Below are 18613 nucleotides of genomic sequence, written 5' to 3'. Positions count from 1 at the left end.
ATCCCGTGACCATCGACCCGATCACGCTCGAGGTTCTGACCCAGGCCTTGATCTCCGCCGTCCGCGAAATGCGGGCCACCGTGTGCCGCACCGCGAGCTCCGTCGCGATCTATGACGCCAAGGACTTCTCCTGCGGCCTCTTCGCGCCCGACAGCCAGGTCGTCGCCCAATCCGAGGATATCGGCTCGCATGTCGTGCCGATGCCCTGGACCGTGCAGGTCGCCATGGAGAAGCTCGGCCATACGCTGAAGCCCGGCGACGCCATCCTCGTGAACGACCCCTATACGGGCGGGACCCATCTCAACGACGTCACCGTCATCTACCCGGTCTTTGCAGGCGACCGGCTGATCTTCTTCCCCGCCGTGCGCGCCCACTGGGCCGATGTCGGCGGCGCGGTGCCGGGCAGCATGTCCGGCAAGGCGACCGAGATCTACCAGGAAGGCATCCGCATCCCGCCGATCAAGATCCTCGAAGAGGGCCGGCACAACGAGGCCGCGTTCGAACTCCTGCTCGCGAATATGCGCCTGCCCGAGGAGCGGCTGGGCGACCTCAATGCCAGCTTCGCCGCCTGCCGCGTCGCCGAGATGCGCATCCGCGAGATCTGCGACAAATACGGGGTGGATCAGCTGCTCGAGGCCGTGCGCATCGATCTCGACCGGGCCGAGGCGCGCATGCGGGCCTGCATCTCGGCCCTGCCGGACGGCGAGTATCGCTACGAGGACTATCTCGAGACCTATATGGGAGGCCGCTTCGAGCCTCTGCTTCTTCCGCTGACGTTGAAGATCGAAGGCGACCGGATGATCGCCGATTTCACCGGCGCCTCCCCCCAGGTCCCCTTCCCCGTCAATTCGACCGCGGCCGTCTCCTCCGCCTCGGTCTTCATCGCAGTGAAGTCGATCTTCGATCCGGCAGCCCCTCTCAACCAAGGCTCCTTCCGACCGATCGAGGTGATCGCGCCCCCCGGCTCGATCGTGAACGTCCAGCGCCCGGCCCCGGCCGGCTCGCACGGGGAGATCAGGAAGCGCGTCATCGCGACGATGGTCGGCGCCCTGTCCCAGGTCGCGCCCGACAAGGTCGCGGGCGATCTCTGCCGCACCTCCTTCCACAATCTCCTCGGCGGCTACGATCCGGTCACGGGGCGGGAATGGGTGCATTACGAGTGGTCCGCCGGCGGCAATGGCGGCTTCGCCGAGAATGACGGCCCGGACGTGATGGCCCCGATCGACTGGGGCGACCTCGTCACGGTGCAATCTTCCGAGGTCATCGAGATGCGCATGCCGCTTCTCGTCGAGAGCTCTCGCGTCTCGCAGGATTCCGGCGGTGCGGGCACGACCCGGGGCGGTTGCTCGATGGAGCGCGTGATCCGCGTCCTCGCTCCCGAGGCACGCTATTCGCTGTTGTCGGACGGTGCCGTCCTGCCGGCCTTCGGGGTGCTGGGCGGAATGCCGGGCTGCCCGGTCGGAGCCTGGACGGAGAGAGAGGGCGAGATGCTCGATTTCGACACGCCCGGCAAGATCGCCGGCCATCCGGTCGAACGGGACGGAGCCGTCGTGATCCGCTCGGCTGGCGGCGGCGGCTACGGCGACCCGACGGAGCGCCCTGCCGAGCGCGTCGCCGAAGACGTCCGAGAGGGCTACGTCTCCTCTGCTGCCGCCTATCACCTCTACGGCGTCGTGCTGGACCAGCGCGGCGAGGTCGACGGGGTCGCGACCGCCGCGCAGCGCAAGCGCCTCGTCGGCTCGCGCCACAGCTTCCGGGCCGTCCCCGTCGCCGACGGGTTCGAGGCCGGGCGTGTCTCGAAGCGCCGCATCTGCCGTCTCCATCCGAGCGACGCGGCCAAGCTCGATGTCGAGGAGGACGACATCGTCGAGTTCGATACCCGCAAGGCCGCCGCCCTGCGCGGCTGGGTCCGGCTCGATTCCGGCATCAGCCCCGGCACGGTGCCGCTCGACGAGGCCGGGCTCGCCATCCTCCTCGCCTCGGCCGGCGAGCCGATCGAGATCAGGCGGCTCGATGCGCGGTCGCGCCCGGCGGTCGGCCTCGCCGTGGCCGCCGAATGACCGGCCCGGTTCTCGTCACGGGGACCGGCGGGCTGATCGGAGGGGCCATCGCGCGCGCCCTTCTCGCACAGGGGCGGGACGTCGTCGGCATGGATCACGTCCCGCCGGCGGGGCTCGACATCCCGTTTCTCTCGCATTCGCTGCCCGATCCGCATCGCTGGCACGAGGCCTTCGTTCGCTTCGGGATCACGCATGTGGTCCATGCCGGCGGCATCTCGGGCCCGATGTTGATGCGCGACGCGCCGGCTCGGCTGTGCGACATCAATCTCGCGGGTCTCGTCGCGCTGCTGGAAGCGGCGCGGATCCATCGCATCGCGCGGGTCGTCTGGTTCTCCTCCGTGATGGCTTATGGCGCCCAGCCGGACCTCTCCCCCGTGACGGAGGCTACGGTCCTGCGGCCCGACACCGTCTACGGGGCGACCAAGGCCGCCGGCGACGCGCTGATCGAGGCCTTCCATGCGGAACACGGCGTCGATGCTGTCTCCCTGCGGGTCGCCTCCTGCTACGGCCCCGGCCGCACGACGGATTGTCTGATGCGCACGCTGGTGGAGGACGCCCTGGCGGGGCGGACCACGCTCGTGCGCGACGAGCCGGGTGTGTCACGACAGCACGTCTTCATCGACGACGTGCTGTCTGCCGTGCTCGCCGTTCTTCGGGCGACCGATCTGAGGCAGCGTGCCTACAATATCGGCCCAGGCCGGGCGCAGTCCCTGGAGGAGATCGCCGCCGCCGTGCGCTCGGTGCTGCCGAACGCATCCGTCGCGGCCGACCCCGCGGGCATGCCCTGGAACACCTTCCGGCTGGGCCCGCTATCCATCGCGGCAGCGCGCCGCGATTTCGGCTTCGAGCCCCGGACAGGGCTCGCGGAAGGCGCCGCGCGCACGTCGGCCTGGGTCAGGGAGCGCCCCAGCCGAAGTTCCTGAGCCGTCCGGCCTTGCGCCGTCCGGCAAACTGGTATCCTTTTTGTATACTGTACACGCAAGGCGTCCGGACACCGGAGCCCGCCGGACCGGTGGCATCCCATCGTGTCCGCGCGTTCAGAACAAGGGGAACCGAACGTGGCATTCGTCGAGCTACGCGACGTTGGAAAATGGTACGCGGCCTTATCGGGCCGCCGCTCCATTGCCGTCCAGCATTTCAGCCTGACCCTGGATCGCGGGGACTTCCTGTGCCTCCTCGGACCGTCAGGCTGCGGCAAGACGACGATCCTGTCGATGCTGGCCGGGTTCGAGGCGCCGAGCGAAGGGCAGATCCTCCTGGATGGACAGGCGGTCCGCGCCCCGTCGCGCGACCGCGGCGTCGTCTTCCAGGGCGACGACTCGCTCTATCCCTGGCTGACGGCGGTTCAGAATATCGAGTTCGGCCTGCGCGTCGGCGGCGTTCCGGCCAAGGAGCGGCGCGCGACGGCGCTCGACTATCTCGACCTCGTCGGACTGAACGGCCAGGCTGAGAAATTCCCGGCCGAACTCTCCGGCGGGATGAAGCAGCGCATCCAGATCGCGCGGGCGCTCGCCAACAAGCCGAAGATGCTGCTCATGGACGAGCCCTTCGGCGCGCTGGACGCGCAGACGCGCTCGATCATGCAGCGCGAGCTCCGGCGCATCTGGGACGCGACCGGCACGACCATCGTCTTCATCACCCACGACATCGACGAGGCCATCCTCCTCTCGACGCGGGTCGGGGTCATGACGGCAGGGCCCGGGGGAACGCTCAAGAGCGTCATCCCGATCGAGATGACCGGGGACCGGGAGCGCGCCGACCCGGCCTACGGCCGCTACTACCAGCAGGTCCATAGCGACATCCGCGACGAGGTCGCCAAGGCGAGCTCCTACGGAAGGAAAGCGGCATGAGCGTGCAAGCGACACGGGCGGCGCCCTTCGAGGCCGACCGAGCCTCGCCCTCGAAACCCGGAGCCGGCTTCCAGGCCATCGCCGCGGTCCTGCCCTATCTCCTGGGCTTCCTGATGCTCTTCGTGGCCTGGCACATCGCCTCGGTCTACATCGTGCAGTCGGTGCTCTTTCCGGCGCCGGCCGCCGTCTTCGCCAAGGCAGGCGAACTCGCGGCGAGCGGCGTCCTGTTCGAGCAGATCGGCGCGAGCCTGCAGCGGATCGCGATCGGCTTCGTGCTCGGCTCCGCCATCGGCATTCCGATCGGGCTCTTGATGGGCACGGTTCCCTTCGCCCGCAAGATGATCGAGCCTTGGACGGAGTTCCTGCGCTTCATCCCCTCGGTCGCGATGATCACCATCGCCGTGATCTGGTTCGGGATCGGCGAGAACTCGAAGATCTTCCTGATCATCTACGCGACCGTGTTCATCGTCACGCTCAACACGGCATCCGGCGTCGCGACGGTGTCGAAGAACAAGCTGCGCGCCGCGCAGGCGCTGGGAGCCTCGCGCTTTCAGATCTTCTACCTCGTCGCCCTGCCGGCGACCGTGCCGTTCATCCTCACCGGGATGCGCCTCGCGATGGCGAACGCCTTCACCACCATCGTCGCCGCCGAGATGATCGCGGCCAGCGACGGCCTCGGCGTGATGCTCTGGAACGGGCGGCTCTACATGCTGGTCGACGAGATCTTCGTCTCGCTGCTCTCGCTCGGCATCCTCGGCTTCACCTTCGACCGCCTCTTCCGGTGGGGCATCCTGCGCTTCGCCGGCCGTTTCTCTCCCGTCGCCTGACCTCACAAGGAGTTTGATATGAAGCGATTACTGGGTGCGGCTCTTGCGGGCTTCATGGCGCTCGCCACGCCGGCCCTCGCGCAGACCAAGATGACCATCGCGACCGGCGTCGATCCGAGCTTCTCGGCCTATTACGTCGCCAAGCTTTCGGGGATCTTCGAGAAGAACGGACTGGACGTGACCGTGAATACCGGCCCGAGCGGCTCGGCGATGGTCTCGTTCCTCGTCCGCAACCAGGTCCAGTCGGCCTTCGGGGCCGAAGGAGCGGGAATCCAGAACCACAATCTCGACCCGAACGTCGTCGTGGCCGCCGAAGGCGACCTGATGAAGCAATGGTACGGCATGGTCGCGAAGGGCGTGCCGGACCTCGAATCCATGAAGGGCAAGAAGCTCGGCATCGCCCGCGGCTCCGGCAGCGAGGTCTTCTGGCTGAGCATGGTCGAGAAGCTGAAGCTCAATCCGAAGGACTACAAGATCATCCAGGTCGAGGCCCCCGAGATGGTCGCGGCGCTGGAGCGTGGCGACATCGACGGATTCACGGCCTGGGAGCCCTGGCTCGCCCGCGCCACGAAGGCCGTTCCCGGCGCGAAGGTGATCGTTCCCCAGGGCGAGATCCTGACGCCGCGCGTCTACATCTACGTCAACAAGGAATGGGCCGAGAAGAACCCCGAACCGGCCGTCGCCTTCATGAAGTCGATGGTCGAGGCGACCGATCTGATCAACAAGGACCCGGAGAAGGCGGCTGACTATGTCGCGACCTTCCTCAAGCTCGACAAGGAGCTGACCCGCGAACTCATGCCGAAGCTGCGCTTCGACGTGCGTCTCGATCAGGAATCCCTCTCGAACTTCATCGTGATCCAGAAGCAGCTCAAGGACATGGGCAAGCTCGCCAAGGAAGTCGACTTCCAGAAGTTCGTCTATCCCGACCTGCTGAGGAAAGTCCGGCCCGAGAAGGTGACCTACACCCTCCCGGCCAAGAACTGATCGCGGCTTTGCCCGATCATCCTGGCATCGCCAGTCAAGTCCGGGGCGGCGCCGTCGCCCCGGACGGCCGGAGGGGAAGAACGCGCCTGACGGCTGCCCCTTGCCGTCTCGGCCCGGCCGCCGACATCGCGAGCACCGTGCCGGCATCGAGGCGGCCGCGATCCATCACGGCACGTCCTGCCTGACATCGGCTCGGCGAACGGGGTTTCCGACCTTTCCGGGACTGGTCTTTTCCGAGCGGAGGGTTCAACGAGACCCCGTCGCGCGTCGACAGGGGAGATCGACATGAGCCGGGCCAGGATCGCGCTGATCGACGACTACCAGGGCACGGCCCTGGCCTCGGCCGACTGGTCGCGGCTCGATGCCGAGACGGTCGTCTTCCGCGACCCCTGGCGGAGCGAAGACCACGCGGCGGAGGCCCTGCGCGACTTCGACATCATCAGCCTGATCCGCGAGCGCACGGCCTTCCCGGCCTCCCTGATCGCGCGGCTTCCCCGGCTCAAGCTCCTGTCGATGACGGGGCACAGGACGACCACACTCGACGCGAAGGCCTGCACGGAGAACGGCATCGTCGTCACCTTCACGACGAGCCCGGCCTCCGAGGCGGCCGCCGAGCTCGCCGTCGGGCTCATGCTGGCCTGCGCCCGCGACATCCCCACCGCCGATGCCGCGATGCGTCGGGGCGGCTGGCAGGAGGGGCGACGGATGGGCATGCCTTTGATGGGTGCGCGTCTCGGCATCGTCGGCCTCGGCAAGCTCGGCTCCAAGGTGGCGGCGGTCGGGCGGGCCTTCGGGATGGACGTCACGGCATGGAGCCCGAACCTCACGCCGGAGCGGGCAGTGGCCGGCTCCGCCCGGCTCGTCGGCAAGGACGAACTCTTCGCGGCCGCCGATATCGTCTCGGTGCATCTGACGCTGTCGGATCGGACGCGCGGCATCATCGGGCGGGACGATCTGGCCCGCATGAAGCCGGGAGCGATCCTGGTGAACACGGCCCGCGGCCCGCTGATCGACGAGGCCGCGCTCCTGCAGGCGCTCGAGGAGGGCCGGATCAAGGCCGGGCTCGACGTCTACGATGTCGAGCCGCTGCCGGCCGATCATCCGTTCCGCACCCTGCCGAACGTCGTCCTGGCCCCTCATCTCGGCTACGTCGTCGGGGACGCCTTCGCGCATTTCTTCAAGGCGAGCTTCGACAACATCGAGGCCTATCTCGCCGGGGCGCCGACGAACGTCCTCAATCCGGAGGTGATCGGGCGCGAACGCCCGCGCTGAGCTGCGCCGCGTTCGCTCAGGCGCCCCCGTCGCCGGTTGCGGCGCGCCGCGCCCTGTCGCGCAGCCCGTACTGGCCCAAGCGCTTGAGGATGGCATCGATCTCCGCGTCCGGCAGGAGCGGCGGCGTGCCGATCTGAAGGCAGCCGTGATATTGCCGCGCCAGGGCCTCGACCTCGACGGCGAGCCACATCGCCTTGCGCAGGCTCGCCCCGGTCGCGATCATCCCGTGATGGGCGAGGAGACAGGCGTCGCGCTCCGCGAGAGCCTTGAGGGCGAGGCGCGAGAGTTCGGGCGTGCCGTAGGGCGCATACGGAGCGCAGCGGATGTCGTCCCCGCCGGCGACCGCGATCATGTAGTGGATCGCCGGGATGCTCCGCTGCATGATCGCGAGGATCGTGCAGTAGGGCGGATGGGCATGGACGACCGCGCCGGCCTCCGGCTTCGCCTTCAGGATGTCGAGGTGGAAGCGCCATTCCGACGAGGGCACGTTGCCCTCGCGCGCCGTCCAGCCGCCGTCCCAATCCATGAAGACGATGTCGTCGGCGCCCATCGTGTCGTAGGCGAGCCCCGAGGGCGTCAGCAGGAGGCCGCCCTCGACGCGCACGCCGATATTGCCCGACGTGCCCTGGGTGAGGCCCACGGCCGTCATCTCCCGGCAGGCTGCCACGATGGCCTGCCTCAACCCGCGATCGTCCCTGCTCGGCAACATCCCTCGACTTCTCCCCGCCGGGCAGGTTTCCCGATGAGGACCATGGTGCCCGCGCTTGGAGCGGTCAACGAAGCCGGGGGCCTGCGCGGTCTCGGTTGCGGGCTCGCCTTGGGCCTTCCGGAATGACATATCTGTGGGAAGGAGGAGCGACGATGGATCTTCGCGAGATGGCTCGCCGCGTCGAGCCGGGCATGCTGCTCGCGCTGCCGGTCGATTATGCCGGCGTCTCGATGGCGATGACGAAGCCGCTGATCGAGCACGGCGCCGGCGATCTCCGCCTGTTCTGCGTCCCGACCGGGGGGCTCCAGGTCGATCAGTTGATCGGCGCGGGGCTGGTCCGCTCGATCGAGACGAGCGCGGTCTCGCTCGGCGAGGCCGGTGGGGCGCCGCGCTTCAACCAGGCGATCCGCGAGGGCACGATCGCGATCCGCGATGCCACCTGCCCCGCCATCCATGCCGGCCTCATGGCCGCCCAGAAAGGGAACCCGTTCCAGCCGATGCGCGGCCTCATCGGCTCCGACATCCTGCGCTTCCGGGACGATTGGCGCGTGATCGACAATCCCTTCGCGGACGGAGGCGATCCGATCGTCCTGATCCCGGCCGTGAAGCCCGACATCGCGATCTTCCACGCACCGATGGCCGATCGCCACGGCAATGTCTGGATCGGCCGGCGGCGGGAGCTGGCCGCCATGGCCTATGCCTCGGCGCAGACGCTGGTCACGGTCGAGCGCATCGTCGACGAGAATCTTCTCGCGAGCGAGATGAGCGCCGCCGGGACGCTGCCCTCCCTCTACGTCACCGACGTCGCGCTCGCGCCCCGCGGCGCCTGGCCCTACGGGCTCTGGGGCGAATACCCGACCGACACGGCCGAGATCCTCCGCTATGCGAAGGCCGCCCGCACCCCCGAGGGCTTCGCCGAGTACATGGCGTCGTCCGGGGCGTCTTCCATGGCGTCGTCCCCGGCGACGTCGCCCTCCCGGCCCGCGCTGGAGCCCGCACAGTGAGGGAGGTCCATCCCCGCGAGATCCTGATCGCGACGATCGCCCGGCTGCTCGACGGCGTCCGCCATGTCGCGGTCGGCGCCTCCTCGCCGATCCCCGCCGCGGGTGCGATGCTGCTGCGGGCGCAGAAGAAGCGAGCGGGCGCGCCGCCGGTCCGGCTCTCGATCCTCGGCTCGGTCGAGCACAACTTCTTCACCAACGGCTCGGCCGAGCTGTTCGACTGCGCCGGACAGGGCCGCATCGACGCCTTCTTCCTGGGCGGCGGGCAGATCGACGGCAGGGGCAACATCAATCTCGTCGGCGCGGGCGAATACCCCGGATCGACGCCGCGCTGGCCCGGCTCCTTCGGCTCCGCCTATCTCTACTTCGTCGTCCCCCGCGTCATCCTCTTCCGGGAGGAGCACAGCTCACGCGTCCTCGTCGAGACGGTCGATTTCACGAGCGCACCCGGGACGAGCGAAGACGGCGTCTATCGGACGGGCGGCCCGGCCGCTCTGCTGACCGGGAAGGCCCTGTTCAGCTTCGACAAGACCCGGCCGGGCTTCACGCTGGAGAGCCTCCATCCCGGCCACGACCTCGCCGAGGTGAAGGCCGCGACCGGCTTCGGCTTCGCCCATGCCGGTTCCCCGAAGCAGACCGAGGCGCCGGACCGGGCGACGCTCGACCTCCTGCGCGGGCAGATCATGGACGAGCTGTCCGAGACCTATCCGGATTTCGCCAGCCGCCTCCGCAGCGAGACGGCCGCTTGAACGATCGGCCGGGCGCCGTGGCGCTGCCGGAGATCGCTTGGGCGTCCCGGTGCACGCATCGCACCGTCCAGGTGAAGGTCGTCAGCCCGGCCCCGGCGCGCTCTCGCGGCCCGCTTCCCGGCCGGCCTCCTCGGCGGGCTCGCCGGGCAGGTCCGAGACGCTGGCCCAATCGCCGAGGAAGCGGCGCAGGGAGCCGGCGCGGCTCGCGTCCCTCAGCGCGGCCTTGAATTCGGGCGTCTCGATCGACCTCGATCGGATCAGAGCATCGAACAGCGTCGCGTCCGGGCTGTCACCCATCTTCGCCGCGAACTTCGCCCGGATCCGGTCGAGGGACATCCATTCCCCCGCCATGACGCCGGCGAGGACGGCGCGGACGACATCCTGCCGGTCCTCGGCCGCGAGCGGCTCCTTGCCCTGCCAGCGCGTTCCGACGAGCCCCTCGAAGGCATCGCCCGCCTCGCGCCAGCGGCGAGCACCGAACAGGATGCCCGCGCGCAGGCGATCGAAATCGGCGCCGTCCTCGCCCTCGATGGCTTCGAGCGCGAGATCGACCCGCGTCAGGTCCGCCTGGGCCTGGGCCTCGATCATATGGCGCAGGCGCCGCACGGGCGGGGGCAGTTCCGCCATCCGGCTGCCGGCGAGCACCGCGAGCGCAAGCGCCGGCTTGCCGTTCATCAGGCGGATCGTCGCGAGCCGCGTCGCGACGATCGAGCGGGGAAGCCCGGTCAATCGCCTGTCGACCTGATGCTGCAGGAGCGTCGCCGCCTGGTCGAGAAGATCGAGCTCGACGAGCCTGTCCGCGATCCGGCGGACGATCTCGTCGCCGCGGCGGCCGGCCGGCGAGAACTCCCTGAAATCGTAGTAGAGCGCGAGATATTCGACCGCGTCGATCCCGCCGCGATCGCTCCCGAGAAACAGGGCCTCGAAGCGCCGCACGGTCTCGTCGTGCAGGGTTCGCGTGGTGTCGTGATCGGGAAAGCGCGCATCGGCCGTGCGTGCCAGGGTCAGCATGTCCCGCCACCGGCCCGTCTCGCCATAGAGGCGAGCGAGCTGTGCGAGGGTGCCGAGTTCGATCTCGTCGCCGCGCCAGGATAGCGACAGGGCCTCGAGACGCCGCACCGCGTCGGCTGCCGTGATGCGGGCCTGGCGGCGGCCGAGCACGACCAGCCGCAGCGACGATTCCGCAGCGACGGCCGGCAGGAGGGACGAGCCCAGCCGTTCGTAGATCGCGAGCGCCTGGTCTGTGCGCCCGGCAGCCTCGTCCAGCAGGGCCTCAGCGAGATCGCTCTGATCGCGCTCGACCGTCCCGGCCGGCAATTGCTGGAGGGCGAAGACCGCCGCCTGCGCAGCCTCGAGGTCCCCCGCGCCGAGGGCCGCGCGGAGCATCGTCAGCCGGAACTGGCCGGCGATGTCGTCGGGATAGCGGGACAGGACGGGTTCCGCCCGCCGAATGGCGGCGAGGGCCTGCGGCCAGTTCCGCGCACGCGCGTCGAGGACCGCGCGCCACAAGCCGGCCTCCGGGTCGCCGGCGAGGATCTCGTCCGTGAGATGGACCCGCGCGGCCGCGTCCCGGCGGGCCCGCACGGCGGCGATCCCAGCCATGAGGAGGGCCTCCCGCCCGCGCGCGAAGACCGGATCCTCCTGAGCGGCGACGGCGAGAAGCCCTGCCGCCTCGTGATTCAGCCCGTTCGACAGCAGGGTCGTCGCGAGGGCCAGCCGCGCCGCGGACCTGTCGGAGCGCGGCGCTTCGGCCGCCACGGCCACCTGCTCGCGAATCCGCGCGAGGACATCGCCGCCCGTCGCCTCGCTCCAGGTCTCCGCCGAGACCAGAAGGGGCATCCGCCGGCCGGCCGCTCCGCCCCGGCCGAGGGCGGACAGCGACAGGCCCGACCGTCGCGACACGAGAACGCCGCCCCGGCCGAGCGTGACCTGAACCTCGTCCGCATTCGGCTGGACGACGACGCCCTGGATCGTCGGGAGGAGCGAGAACTCGACGAAGCGCCGCCCCGTCGCCATGCCTTGCCGGCCGGTGGTCGGCACGATCGCGAGAGGCGTGTCGTCCACGCTGAGCAGCCAGCGCACCGCGGTCGCATCGCCGAGCGCGACGGCCACCTCGCTGCGGCCGTCTTCGGCGGCCGCGCGCGTGACGAGGAGGTCGTCGGGAGGTGCGGCCGAGATGCCGCCGCGCAGGATCGTCCAACCCGTCCCCTCGCGGGCGAGCCTGATCGGCCGTTCGGGTTGCGAGCCGAAGGACAGGATCGAAAAGGGCCCGTCCTGGCGGACGGATTCGAAGCCGAGCGCCCGGCGGGCCGCCTCCTCCGTGCCAATGGCGACGGGAGCGGCGGACTGGAAGACGACCGTCACGCGCCCGCCGCGCTCGAACGCCGCCGCCGCGGTCTTCTCCCGGAACGGGATGGCGAGGACCGATGCCCCAGCCGTCTCGCCGAACGTCGCCGTGACCGGCGCAGGAGTTGCCGCAGGCGTCTCGGGGCCAAGGGGGATCGAGAACGGCTCGCCTGCGGGTCCGGCGACGGAGCGTGCGGGAGCAGCGCGCGGAGGCTCCGGCCTCGCCGGCGAGGCCGGCCGGGTCTCGGCGGCGAGGCCGGGCGCCGTTGCGGGCGCGGAAAGCCGCTCGCTCCCGGGAGCCGTGGCCACGGGCGTGGGGACGGAGGTGTCGGCAGGAGGCTCCGGGGCAAGGAGGTCCGCGACGAGAGAGCCGTCCTCGATGAAATGCCGCAGCACGCGCCCCGGCGCGGCCTTGAGCCAGATCCGAACACCGGACGCGTCGTCCTCCGCCTCGAATTCCGCGACGCCCGCAGCGGATTTCGCCCGGTTCCCGCCAGATTCGAAGCCCACATTCCCCTCGAACCAGCCCTCGAGGACACCGCCCGTTTCCTCGACGCGGATCGGCGCTCCCAGGCCCGCCTCGAACACGAGCCGGGTCCGGTCGGGCCGCTCGGCGAGGCGCAGGGCGACCACGCCGCGCGGCCGAGCCCGTCGCGATTGCTCCGCACGCAACGTCTCCTCCGCCGCCCGGGCCCGCGCCGCGAGTTCCGCGACGACCTCGGGCGGAAGGCCGGGCGGAAGGCCCGCCCAGTTCTCCGGCAGGAGATCGATGAAGACGCGTTCGCCGGCTTCGAGGAGATTGGCCTTGTACGGACGCGGGAGAGCGAGACGCAGCCCCGTCCGGTCCGGATCGCGCCGCGCATTGGCGACATAGCCGCCGAGTTCCGCCAGCAACTTCTCCGACCGGATGCTGGTCGGCTCCGCGAAGCCGACGACCAGGACGGAACCGGTATTGCGCAAGGTCACCTTGGTCGAGGCGTCGAACCTGAGTTCGATCCGCCCGAATCCCTGCATCGCCTGGCCGCGGATCGTGACGTCACGGGCCTGCGCGGCGGCCGATGCCAGAAGGGCGGCCAGTCCCGCCGCGAGGGCGGCTGTGCGAAGGCCAAGGATCGGGTGCGGGACGAGCCGCCGGCCCAGGTGACGCATGACGCAATTCTTCGCCCGTGCGGCGCCCTTGCGGTCTCGCGACGGGCCGGCAACGGTCCGGACGTTATGAGCAGAGGGCTAATGCCGGCTTAATTCGGCCGCGCTCCCGCTTTCGGCGGGGGCTCGATCGCGGGCAACTCCCCCGGTGGCAGGGCCGCGACCGGGCTGGCTTCGGCCGCTCCCGCGGGCCGGGCCAGGGCCGTCGTCAGCTTCTGCGCGACATCGGGGCTCATGGCGCCCAGGATCTCCGCCATCTTGCGCGGCGCGATCCGGCGCACGATCGGGACGAGAACGTCCTGCGGCAGGCGGTCGAAGACGCGCGCGGCGTCCTTCGGCTTCATCGCCTCGTACATCACGACGAGCCCCTTCAGCGGCTCCGCCTCCTTCTCGACCTCCGCGCGCACGGTGCCCTGCTCGGCGCGGCGGCGCTCCTCCGCCCTCGCCTCCGCGCGCCGTTCCGCCTCCTCGAGCAGCTTCTCGCGGGTCTCGAGGTCGCGGCTGCGCTGCTGCAGCTCCTCGCGGCGCTCGCCGAGGCGCTCACGGATCGCCCGCTCCGACGGCGAGCCCTTGGGGGTCTCCGCCGAGACGTCGCGACCGGGCTCGGAGGGCACCGACGGAGCCTCGGCGGCCCCCGGCGGCGCGACCTCAGGCGGAGCCTTGCCCGAGACCGATCCGGTCACGTCCGGATCGGCGGGCCGATAGTTGGAACGGGCATGGCCGATCACATGCCCGAAACGCGGAAGACCGTCCGGAGCGAGATCGGGCTCGGAGGGCGTCGCCAGGAAAGACGCGACCTTCAGCAGGAGAAGCGCGCCGGCCGCGACGACCACGCCGTCGACGAGGCGAAACCGCCTGGTGCGGCGTCCGGGCGTCGTCATGCGGCCTGACCTGCGACGCGGCGGGCCGAGCGGTCGGCGACGTCCCGCGCGAGCCGGATCGTGGCCAGCAGCCTGTCGGCTCCGGCGGGCGTGGACGGCACGGCGTCCTGCGCCGGTGGCGATGGCGCCTGCGGCGAGGCCACAGCTTTCGCCTCGACGGCGAGGCGACGGGAGATGGCGGCGATCTGCGACACCCGCTCGATGACCGCCTCACCGGCCGTGAGCTGCTCCGCGAGTTGCGCCGTGTGCCGCGCCGCCGCACCGAGCCTGTCTGCGAGCGCCTGCTCGCTGTCCCTCACGGTCATCCGAAGGGCCGCGATCGCCGCGTCGGCCTTGTCGGTCGCGGTCACGAGTTCGGCGACCACCACCCGCATCGCCGACTCGTCCTGCTGCATCCGCGACATCCGCCGCGACAGCCGCACGGAGGTCGCGATGGTGGCGACCAGGAGGATCGCGACGAGGAGGTCGGCCGCGAGGGCGAGAAGGGGTGTCATCGGGCAGTCCCTTCCGGACAGGCGCGGGCGAACCCGGCATCGGCGCCAGATGATCTCACGTCAGGCATGGGAGGATCCGAGTTCGGCGTTACTGGACGATGACTTCGCGGAACAGCACAGCTTCGACGCGGGTGGGAAAGACGGCGAGGTTGACCCGTCGCAGAAGCTCCTCGCGCAGGCGGTAGAGGCTACCCGAGCCGTCGAGGTCGCTGGCCCGGACTTCGCGCATGAAGACCTGGAAGATGTCCTGCACGCGGGGCAGCAGCGGCTTCACCTCGTCGACGCCCTTCGCATCCTTCAGTTCCAGCGAAACCTTGAGACGCAGGAGGCGCGGCCGCTCCTGCGGCGTCTCCTGGGCGAGGTTGATCATCATGTCCGCGACGTCGAGGAACGCCACCGGCTTCTTCACCTCGACGGCGACCTGGTCCGCAGGCTTCTTCTTCAGGAAGAACCAGCCGCCGCCGCCACCGAGCAGCAGGACGGCTGCGAGGATGACGGCAAGCTTCTTCCGGCCCCCGCCGGTCCCGGAGGCCGCGCTGCCCTCGGCATCGCTCGGCTTCGCCTTCTTCGCCATGATGGTGGATCCCGGCCGCCCGCCCCTCCAGGCAGCCACGCCGCGACCATTCCCCGATTATGGTTAACGCGTGGTTAACCCGGCAATTTCTGCCGACTTAACCTTGCCGGGCGGCACGGCGTTACTTGGACCCCGCGATCGGCTCGCAACATCAAGCATCTGTTAAGGCTAACGAATTCTGAAAATCCGGCGCTGGCACACGCCGTGCTGATCTCCATCCGCCGGGTTCGCGCTGGGGAGCGTCGAGAATCCGGCGGGGACTTACGGGAGCGGTTCATGGAGAACGCGCTGCTTGTCGGCCTGTCGCGCCAGGTGGCGCTCGGCCGAGAGCTGGACGTCATCGCCAACAATCTGGCGAACGTCTCGACGACGGGTTTCAAGGCGCGCTCGTCGCGCTTTGCGGAATATCTGATGCCGCAGGCACGGGCGGATGCGTTTCCGTCGCAGGATCGCGGCATCGCCTTCGTGGTCGATGGCGGCATGCCGCTCGACGTGACGTCCGGGCCGATCGAGCGGACCGGCAATCCGCTCGACGTCGCCGTCAAGGGCGAGGGTTTCCTCGTCGTGCAGACGCCGGGCGGCGAGCGCTACACGCGCAGCGGCGCCATGCAGATCGATCCGACGGGCCGCCTCGTCACGAACGATGGCTATCCGGTCATGGGCGATGCCGGCCCCGTCGTCTTCGGACCGCGCGAGGCCCATGTCGCCATCGCCGCCGACGGCACGGTCACGAGCGACCAGGGCGCGCGCGGCAAGCTCCGGCTCGTCAGCTTCGCCAATCCCCACATGCTGAAGAGCGAGGGCGCGAACGTCTATTCCGCCGCCGCGCAGCCGACGCCCGCCGGCACCGCCGCCAGCCTCGAGCCCGGCTCTCTCGAGCGCTCGAACGTGAAGCCGGTCGTCGAGATGACCCGGCTCATGGAGGTGCAGCGCAGCTATACCGGCGTCGCCAACATGATCGGGCGGATGGACGAGATGAAGCGCTCGACCCTCTCCAAGCTCGCCGACGTGGCCTGAGGAGGACACACCATGCGCGCCCTCCAATCCGCCGCCACCGGCATGATGGCCCAGGAACTGAACGTCCAGGTCATCTCCAACAACATCGCGAACCTGCGCACCACCGGCTACAAGCGCCAGCAGGCCCATTTCCAGGACCTGCTCTACCAGCAATATCGCCGCGCCGGCACGCAGACCTCGGAGCAGCAGAACCGGGTGCCGGCCGAACTCGCCCTCGGTTCGGGCGTGAAGACGGTCGCGACGCCGCGCGCCATGGGCCAGGGCAACCTGACCATGACCGAGAAGACCTACGACGTCGCCATCCGCGGCGAAGGCCTCTTCAAGATCCGGATGCCCGACGGACGCTTCGCCTATAGCCGCGACGGCTCCTTCGACCTCGACAATACCGGCCAGATCGTGACCCGCGACGGCTATGTGGTCGAGCCGGGCCTCATCGTTCCGCAGAACTCGACGGGCGTGACGATCAGCAATACCGGCCAGGTCCAGGCGACCCTGTCCGGCCAGACGACGCCGACCATCGTCGGCCAGATCCAGCTCTCGCGCTTCATCAACAAGACGGGTCTCGAATCCATCGGCGACAACCTCTTCATCGAGACGGCAGCGTCCGGCCAGGCGATCGACGCCAATCCCGGCACGGACGGCGCGGGCACGCTGCAGCAGAGCTATCTCGAGGAGGCGAACGTCAACGCCGTCACCGAGATCTCGGCCCTGATCGCAGCCCAGCGCGCCTACGAGATGAACTCGAAGGTCGTGACGGCCGCCGACCAGATGCTGTCCTCGACCAGCCAGATGTTCCGGGGCTGACGGACCATGACGACCGTCCTGACACGACCTCTCGTCTCGCTGGCCACCGTCGCCGCCCTGCTCTCGGCCGGTGCCGCCTTCGCGGCCGGGCCGATGCTCCGCGGCGACATCACGGCGAGCGCGGACACGCTCACCGTCGGCGACCTGATCGAGAACGCGCCCCCGGCCCTCGCCGACGCGCCGCTCTTCCGGGCCCCTGCCCTCGGGGCGACCGGGACCATCCAGACGCGCCGGATCCAGGCCGCCGCCGAGGCTCTGGGGATCGCCATCCAATCCGGCGGCCGCGTCCAGATCCTGGTCACGCGCGCGGCGCGCCGCATCGGCCCGGACGAGATCGAAGCCGCGATCCGGAAGCGCCTCGCCGCCGAGCACGGGCTCGACCCCGCCTCGACCGGAATCGTCCTCGACGGCCCCGCCCCGGTTCTCGCCGCTCCGCCGACCCTCACGGGCGAGGCGATCGCCTCGGAGATCGCCTTCGACCGCCGCACGCGCCGCGTCTTCGCATCCGTCTGGCTCGGGCCCTCGCCCGCCGAACGGCGCGCGCAGATCAGGATCGGCGGGTCCGTCGTCGATCTCATCGAGGTCGCCGTCGCCACCCGCCCGCTGGAGCGCGGGCAGGAATTGAAGGCCGGAGACATCACGATCGAGCGCCGCCCGCGCGACACGATCGGCGCGGATGCGCAGCATGACGGAGGTCCGCTCGCGGGGCGGATCGTCCGGCGCACGGCGGCAGCCGGCACCGTCCTGCGGCCTGCCGATTTCGCGAAGCCCGAACTCGTCGGGCGCGGCGATGTCGTGACCGCCGTCTACGAAGCGCCCGGCGTCGCCCTCGCTCTGCGGGTGCGGGCGACCGAATCCGGCTCGCTCGGCGAGACCATCGCGGTCGTCAACCCGCACTCGAAGAAGACGCTCCAGGCCATCGTGACCGGCCCCGGCCGCGTCTCCGTCGGCCCGGCCGCGCCCGGCCGCGTCGCCTCCGCAGCGAGGACGACCCCATGACGCCCCGCACCGCCCGCACCGAACCGAACGTCGAGTCCCACGCCATGACCCGCCCCATCGCCGCCGGGCTTCGCCTCGCCGTCCTCGCCGCCGCCGCTCTCGGGCTCGCCGGCTGCGGCGCGGCCGACCGCCTCGCCAATATCGGCGCCACGCCTGCGCTCTCGGCCATCAAGGACCCGACCGCGCAGCCCGGCTACAAGCCCGTGCGGATGCCGATGCCGACGCCGCAGCCCACGTCCTATGCCGCAAACTCGCTGTGGCGGACGGGATCGCGCGGCTTCTTCAAGGACCAGCGCGCCCACCAGGTCGGAGACCTCGTCACCGTGCGCGTCAAGGTCACGGACAAGGCCGATTTCGACAACCAGACCCGGCGCGCGCGCGCGAACGACGAGAGCTTCTCGGCCAAGAGCTTCTTCGGCGGCGAGCGGCGGCTGAAGAACGCCAATCCGGATTCGCTCGTCGATGCGGATTCGAATTCCAGCAGCGCCGGGACAGGTTCCATCCGGCGGAAGGAGGAACTCGTCACCAACGTCGCCGGCGTCGTCACGCAGGTCCTGCCTAACGGCAATCTCGTCGTCGAGGGCAAGCAGGAGATCCGGGTCAATTTCGAGGTCCGTGAACTCATCGTCGCCGGCATCGTCCGGCCCGAGGACATCGAGGCGGACAACACGATCGAATCGACCAAGATCGCCGAGGCGCGCATCGCCTATGGCGGCCGCGGCCAGATCACCGATGTCCAGCAGCCGCGATACGGCCAGCAGGTGATGGACATCCTGCTGCCGTTCTGAGGATAACGACCGTTCCCCGGAACGTCGGCACGCTCCCCACGTCCGCCGACGTTCCCGACGCGGCCCCGGTGCTCTCGCCGGGGCCGCACCCCCGTTTCGGCCCTCGCCTCGG

Annotated in this window: 17 protein-coding genes; 12 read left to right on the top strand and 5 right to left on the bottom strand. The window is 70.0% G+C overall.

The window, feature by feature from the left end; translation table 11 throughout:
- Positions 1-5 precede the first annotated feature (5 nt).
- From EV668_RS16865 to EV668_RS16840, 6 genes are all read left to right on the top strand, one after another.
- A complete protein-coding gene (locus EV668_RS16865) occupies positions 6-2060 on the top strand; it encodes a hydantoinase B/oxoprolinase family protein (RefSeq protein ID WP_166652522.1) in 2055 nt (684 codons plus the stop codon).
- Positions 2057-2983, top strand: coding sequence for an NAD-dependent epimerase/dehydratase family protein (locus tag EV668_RS16860; RefSeq protein ID WP_133772212.1), 927 nt, complete (start codon positions 2057-2059; stop codon positions 2981-2983). Before EV668_RS16865 ends, EV668_RS16860 begins: the two co-directional genes overlap by 4 nt.
- 135 nt (positions 2984-3118) lie before the next feature.
- The gene (locus EV668_RS16855) at positions 3119-3910 is read left to right on the top strand and encodes an ABC transporter ATP-binding protein (RefSeq protein WP_166652521.1); all 792 of its coding nucleotides are present in this window, start codon (positions 3119-3121) and stop codon (positions 3908-3910) included.
- On the top strand, positions 3907-4737 hold the full coding sequence (locus tag EV668_RS16850; protein ID WP_245513278.1) for an ABC transporter permease: 831 nt from the start codon (positions 3907-3909) through the stop codon (positions 4735-4737). The genes EV668_RS16855 and EV668_RS16850 overlap by 4 nt, the downstream gene beginning before the upstream one ends.
- An 18-nt stretch (positions 4738-4755) precedes the next feature.
- Positions 4756-5721 (top strand): ABC transporter substrate-binding protein, encoded by a 966-nt coding sequence (locus tag EV668_RS16845; RefSeq protein ID WP_133772208.1) that lies wholly within the window; start codon positions 4756-4758, stop codon positions 5719-5721.
- A 285-nt stretch (positions 5722-6006) separates the two neighbouring features.
- The gene (locus EV668_RS16840; RefSeq protein ID WP_133772206.1) at positions 6007-6993 is read left to right on the top strand and encodes a D-2-hydroxyacid dehydrogenase family protein; all 987 of its coding nucleotides are present in this window, start codon (positions 6007-6009) and stop codon (positions 6991-6993) included.
- A 16-nt stretch (positions 6994-7009) separates the two neighbouring features.
- On the opposite strand, the gene EV668_RS16835 is transcribed toward EV668_RS16840, so the two are convergent.
- The gene (locus EV668_RS16835; protein WP_133772204.1) at positions 7010-7702 is read right to left on the bottom strand and encodes a class II aldolase/adducin family protein; all 693 of its coding nucleotides are present in this window, start codon (positions 7700-7702) and stop codon (positions 7010-7012) included.
- Positions 7703-7854: 152 nt separating this feature from the next.
- Between EV668_RS16835 and EV668_RS16830 the strand changes: the two genes are divergently transcribed.
- The gene (locus EV668_RS16830) at positions 7855-8706 is read left to right on the top strand and encodes a CoA transferase subunit A (RefSeq protein ID WP_245513276.1); all 852 of its coding nucleotides are present in this window, start codon (positions 7855-7857) and stop codon (positions 8704-8706) included.
- Entirely contained in the window at positions 8703-9452 is a 750-nt protein-coding gene (locus EV668_RS16825; RefSeq protein ID WP_133772202.1) for a CoA transferase, read from the top strand. Before EV668_RS16830 ends, EV668_RS16825 begins: the two co-directional genes overlap by 4 nt.
- Before the next feature lie 81 nt (positions 9453-9533).
- Here the strand turns inward: EV668_RS16825 and EV668_RS16820 are convergent, their stop codons facing one another.
- The 4 genes from EV668_RS16820 to EV668_RS16805 all read right to left on the bottom strand — a co-directional run bounded on the left by EV668_RS16820 (position 9534) and on the right by EV668_RS16805 (position 14893).
- Positions 9534-12947: a hypothetical protein gene (locus EV668_RS16820; RefSeq protein WP_133772200.1), complete on the bottom strand. Its 3414-nt coding sequence runs from the start codon at positions 12945-12947 to the stop codon at positions 9534-9536.
- Between the two features lie 89 nt (positions 12948-13036).
- Positions 13037-13825, bottom strand: coding sequence for a MotE family protein (locus EV668_RS16815; RefSeq protein WP_133772198.1), 789 nt, complete (start codon positions 13823-13825; stop codon positions 13037-13039).
- Positions 13822-14319: a DUF6468 domain-containing protein gene (locus EV668_RS16810; protein ID WP_133772196.1), complete on the bottom strand. Its 498-nt coding sequence runs from the start codon at positions 14317-14319 to the stop codon at positions 13822-13824. Before EV668_RS16810 ends, EV668_RS16815 begins: the two co-directional genes overlap by 4 nt.
- 88 nt (positions 14320-14407) lie before the next feature.
- Positions 14408-14893, bottom strand: a complete 486-nt coding sequence (locus EV668_RS16805; protein WP_133772194.1) for a flagellar basal body-associated FliL family protein — start codon at positions 14891-14893, stop codon at positions 14408-14410.
- Positions 14894-15169: 276 nt separating this feature from the next.
- Between EV668_RS16805 and flgF the strand changes: the two genes are divergently transcribed.
- From flgF to flgH, 4 genes are read left to right on the top strand one after another with little or no spacing between them, the layout of a single operon-like run.
- Positions 15170-15910, top strand: a complete 741-nt coding sequence (gene flgF, locus EV668_RS16800; RefSeq protein ID WP_133772191.1) for a flagellar basal-body rod protein FlgF — start codon at positions 15170-15172, stop codon at positions 15908-15910.
- A 12-nt stretch (positions 15911-15922) separates the two neighbouring features.
- Positions 15923-16714 carry a flagellar basal-body rod protein FlgG gene (gene flgG / locus EV668_RS16795; RefSeq protein ID WP_133772190.1) on the top strand — a complete coding sequence of 264 codons (792 nt, stop codon included), beginning with the start codon at positions 15923-15925 and terminating at the stop codon, positions 16712-16714.
- A 6-nt stretch (positions 16715-16720) separates the two neighbouring features.
- Positions 16721-17713 (top strand): flagellar basal body P-ring formation chaperone FlgA, encoded by a 993-nt coding sequence (gene flgA, locus EV668_RS16790; RefSeq protein WP_133772188.1) that lies wholly within the window; start codon positions 16721-16723, stop codon positions 17711-17713.
- A 44-nt stretch (positions 17714-17757) separates the two neighbouring features.
- The gene (flgH, locus tag EV668_RS16785; RefSeq protein WP_133772962.1) at positions 17758-18501 is read left to right on the top strand and encodes a flagellar basal body L-ring protein FlgH; all 744 of its coding nucleotides are present in this window, start codon (positions 17758-17760) and stop codon (positions 18499-18501) included.
- Positions 18502-18613 lie beyond the last annotated feature (112 nt).

Origin of the sequence: Enterovirga rhinocerotis (assembly GCF_004363955.1) — a bacterium.
Lineage (GTDB): Bacteria > Pseudomonadota > Alphaproteobacteria > Rhizobiales > Beijerinckiaceae > Enterovirga > Enterovirga rhinocerotis.
This window is presented reverse-complemented; position numbering and strand designations above follow the sequence as displayed.

Bases quoted from the DNA above. Each gene is read 5' to 3' on its own strand.
- EV668_RS16810 (WP_133772196.1), bottom strand. From the start codon at position 14,319: ATGACACCCCTTCTCGCCCTCGCGGCCGACCTCCTCGTCGCGATCCTC.
- EV668_RS16815 (WP_133772198.1), bottom strand. From the start codon at position 13,825: ATGACGACGCCCGGACGCCGCACCAGGCGGTTTCGCCTCGTCGACGGC.
- flgF (WP_133772191.1), top strand. From the start codon at position 15,170: ATGGAGAACGCGCTGCTTGTCGGCCTGTCGCGCCAGGTGGCGCTCGGC.
- EV668_RS16835 (WP_133772204.1), bottom strand. From the start codon at position 7,702: ATGTTGCCGAGCAGGGACGATCGCGGGTTGAGGCAGGCCATCGTGGCA.
- EV668_RS16820 (WP_133772200.1), bottom strand. From the start codon at position 12,947: ATGCGTCACCTGGGCCGGCGGCTCGTCCCGCACCCGATCCTTGGCCTT.
- EV668_RS16845 (WP_133772208.1), top strand. From the start codon at position 4,756: ATGAAGCGATTACTGGGTGCGGCTCTTGCGGGCTTCATGGCGCTCGCC.
- EV668_RS16830 (WP_245513276.1), top strand. From the start codon at position 7,855: ATGGATCTTCGCGAGATGGCTCGCCGCGTCGAGCCGGGCATGCTGCTC.
- EV668_RS16840 (WP_133772206.1), top strand. From the start codon at position 6,007: ATGAGCCGGGCCAGGATCGCGCTGATCGACGACTACCAGGGCACGGCC.
- flgG (WP_133772190.1), top strand. From the start codon at position 15,923: ATGCGCGCCCTCCAATCCGCCGCCACCGGCATGATGGCCCAGGAACTG.
- flgH (WP_133772962.1), top strand. From the start codon at position 17,758: ATGACCCGCCCCATCGCCGCCGGGCTTCGCCTCGCCGTCCTCGCCGCC.
- EV668_RS16860 (WP_133772212.1), top strand. From the start codon at position 2,057: ATGACCGGCCCGGTTCTCGTCACGGGGACCGGCGGGCTGATCGGAGGG.
- EV668_RS16805 (WP_133772194.1), bottom strand. From the start codon at position 14,893: ATGGCGAAGAAGGCGAAGCCGAGCGATGCCGAGGGCAGCGCGGCCTCC.
- flgA (WP_133772188.1), top strand. From the start codon at position 16,721: ATGACGACCGTCCTGACACGACCTCTCGTCTCGCTGGCCACCGTCGCC.
- EV668_RS16850 (WP_245513278.1), top strand. From the start codon at position 3,907: ATGAGCGTGCAAGCGACACGGGCGGCGCCCTTCGAGGCCGACCGAGCC.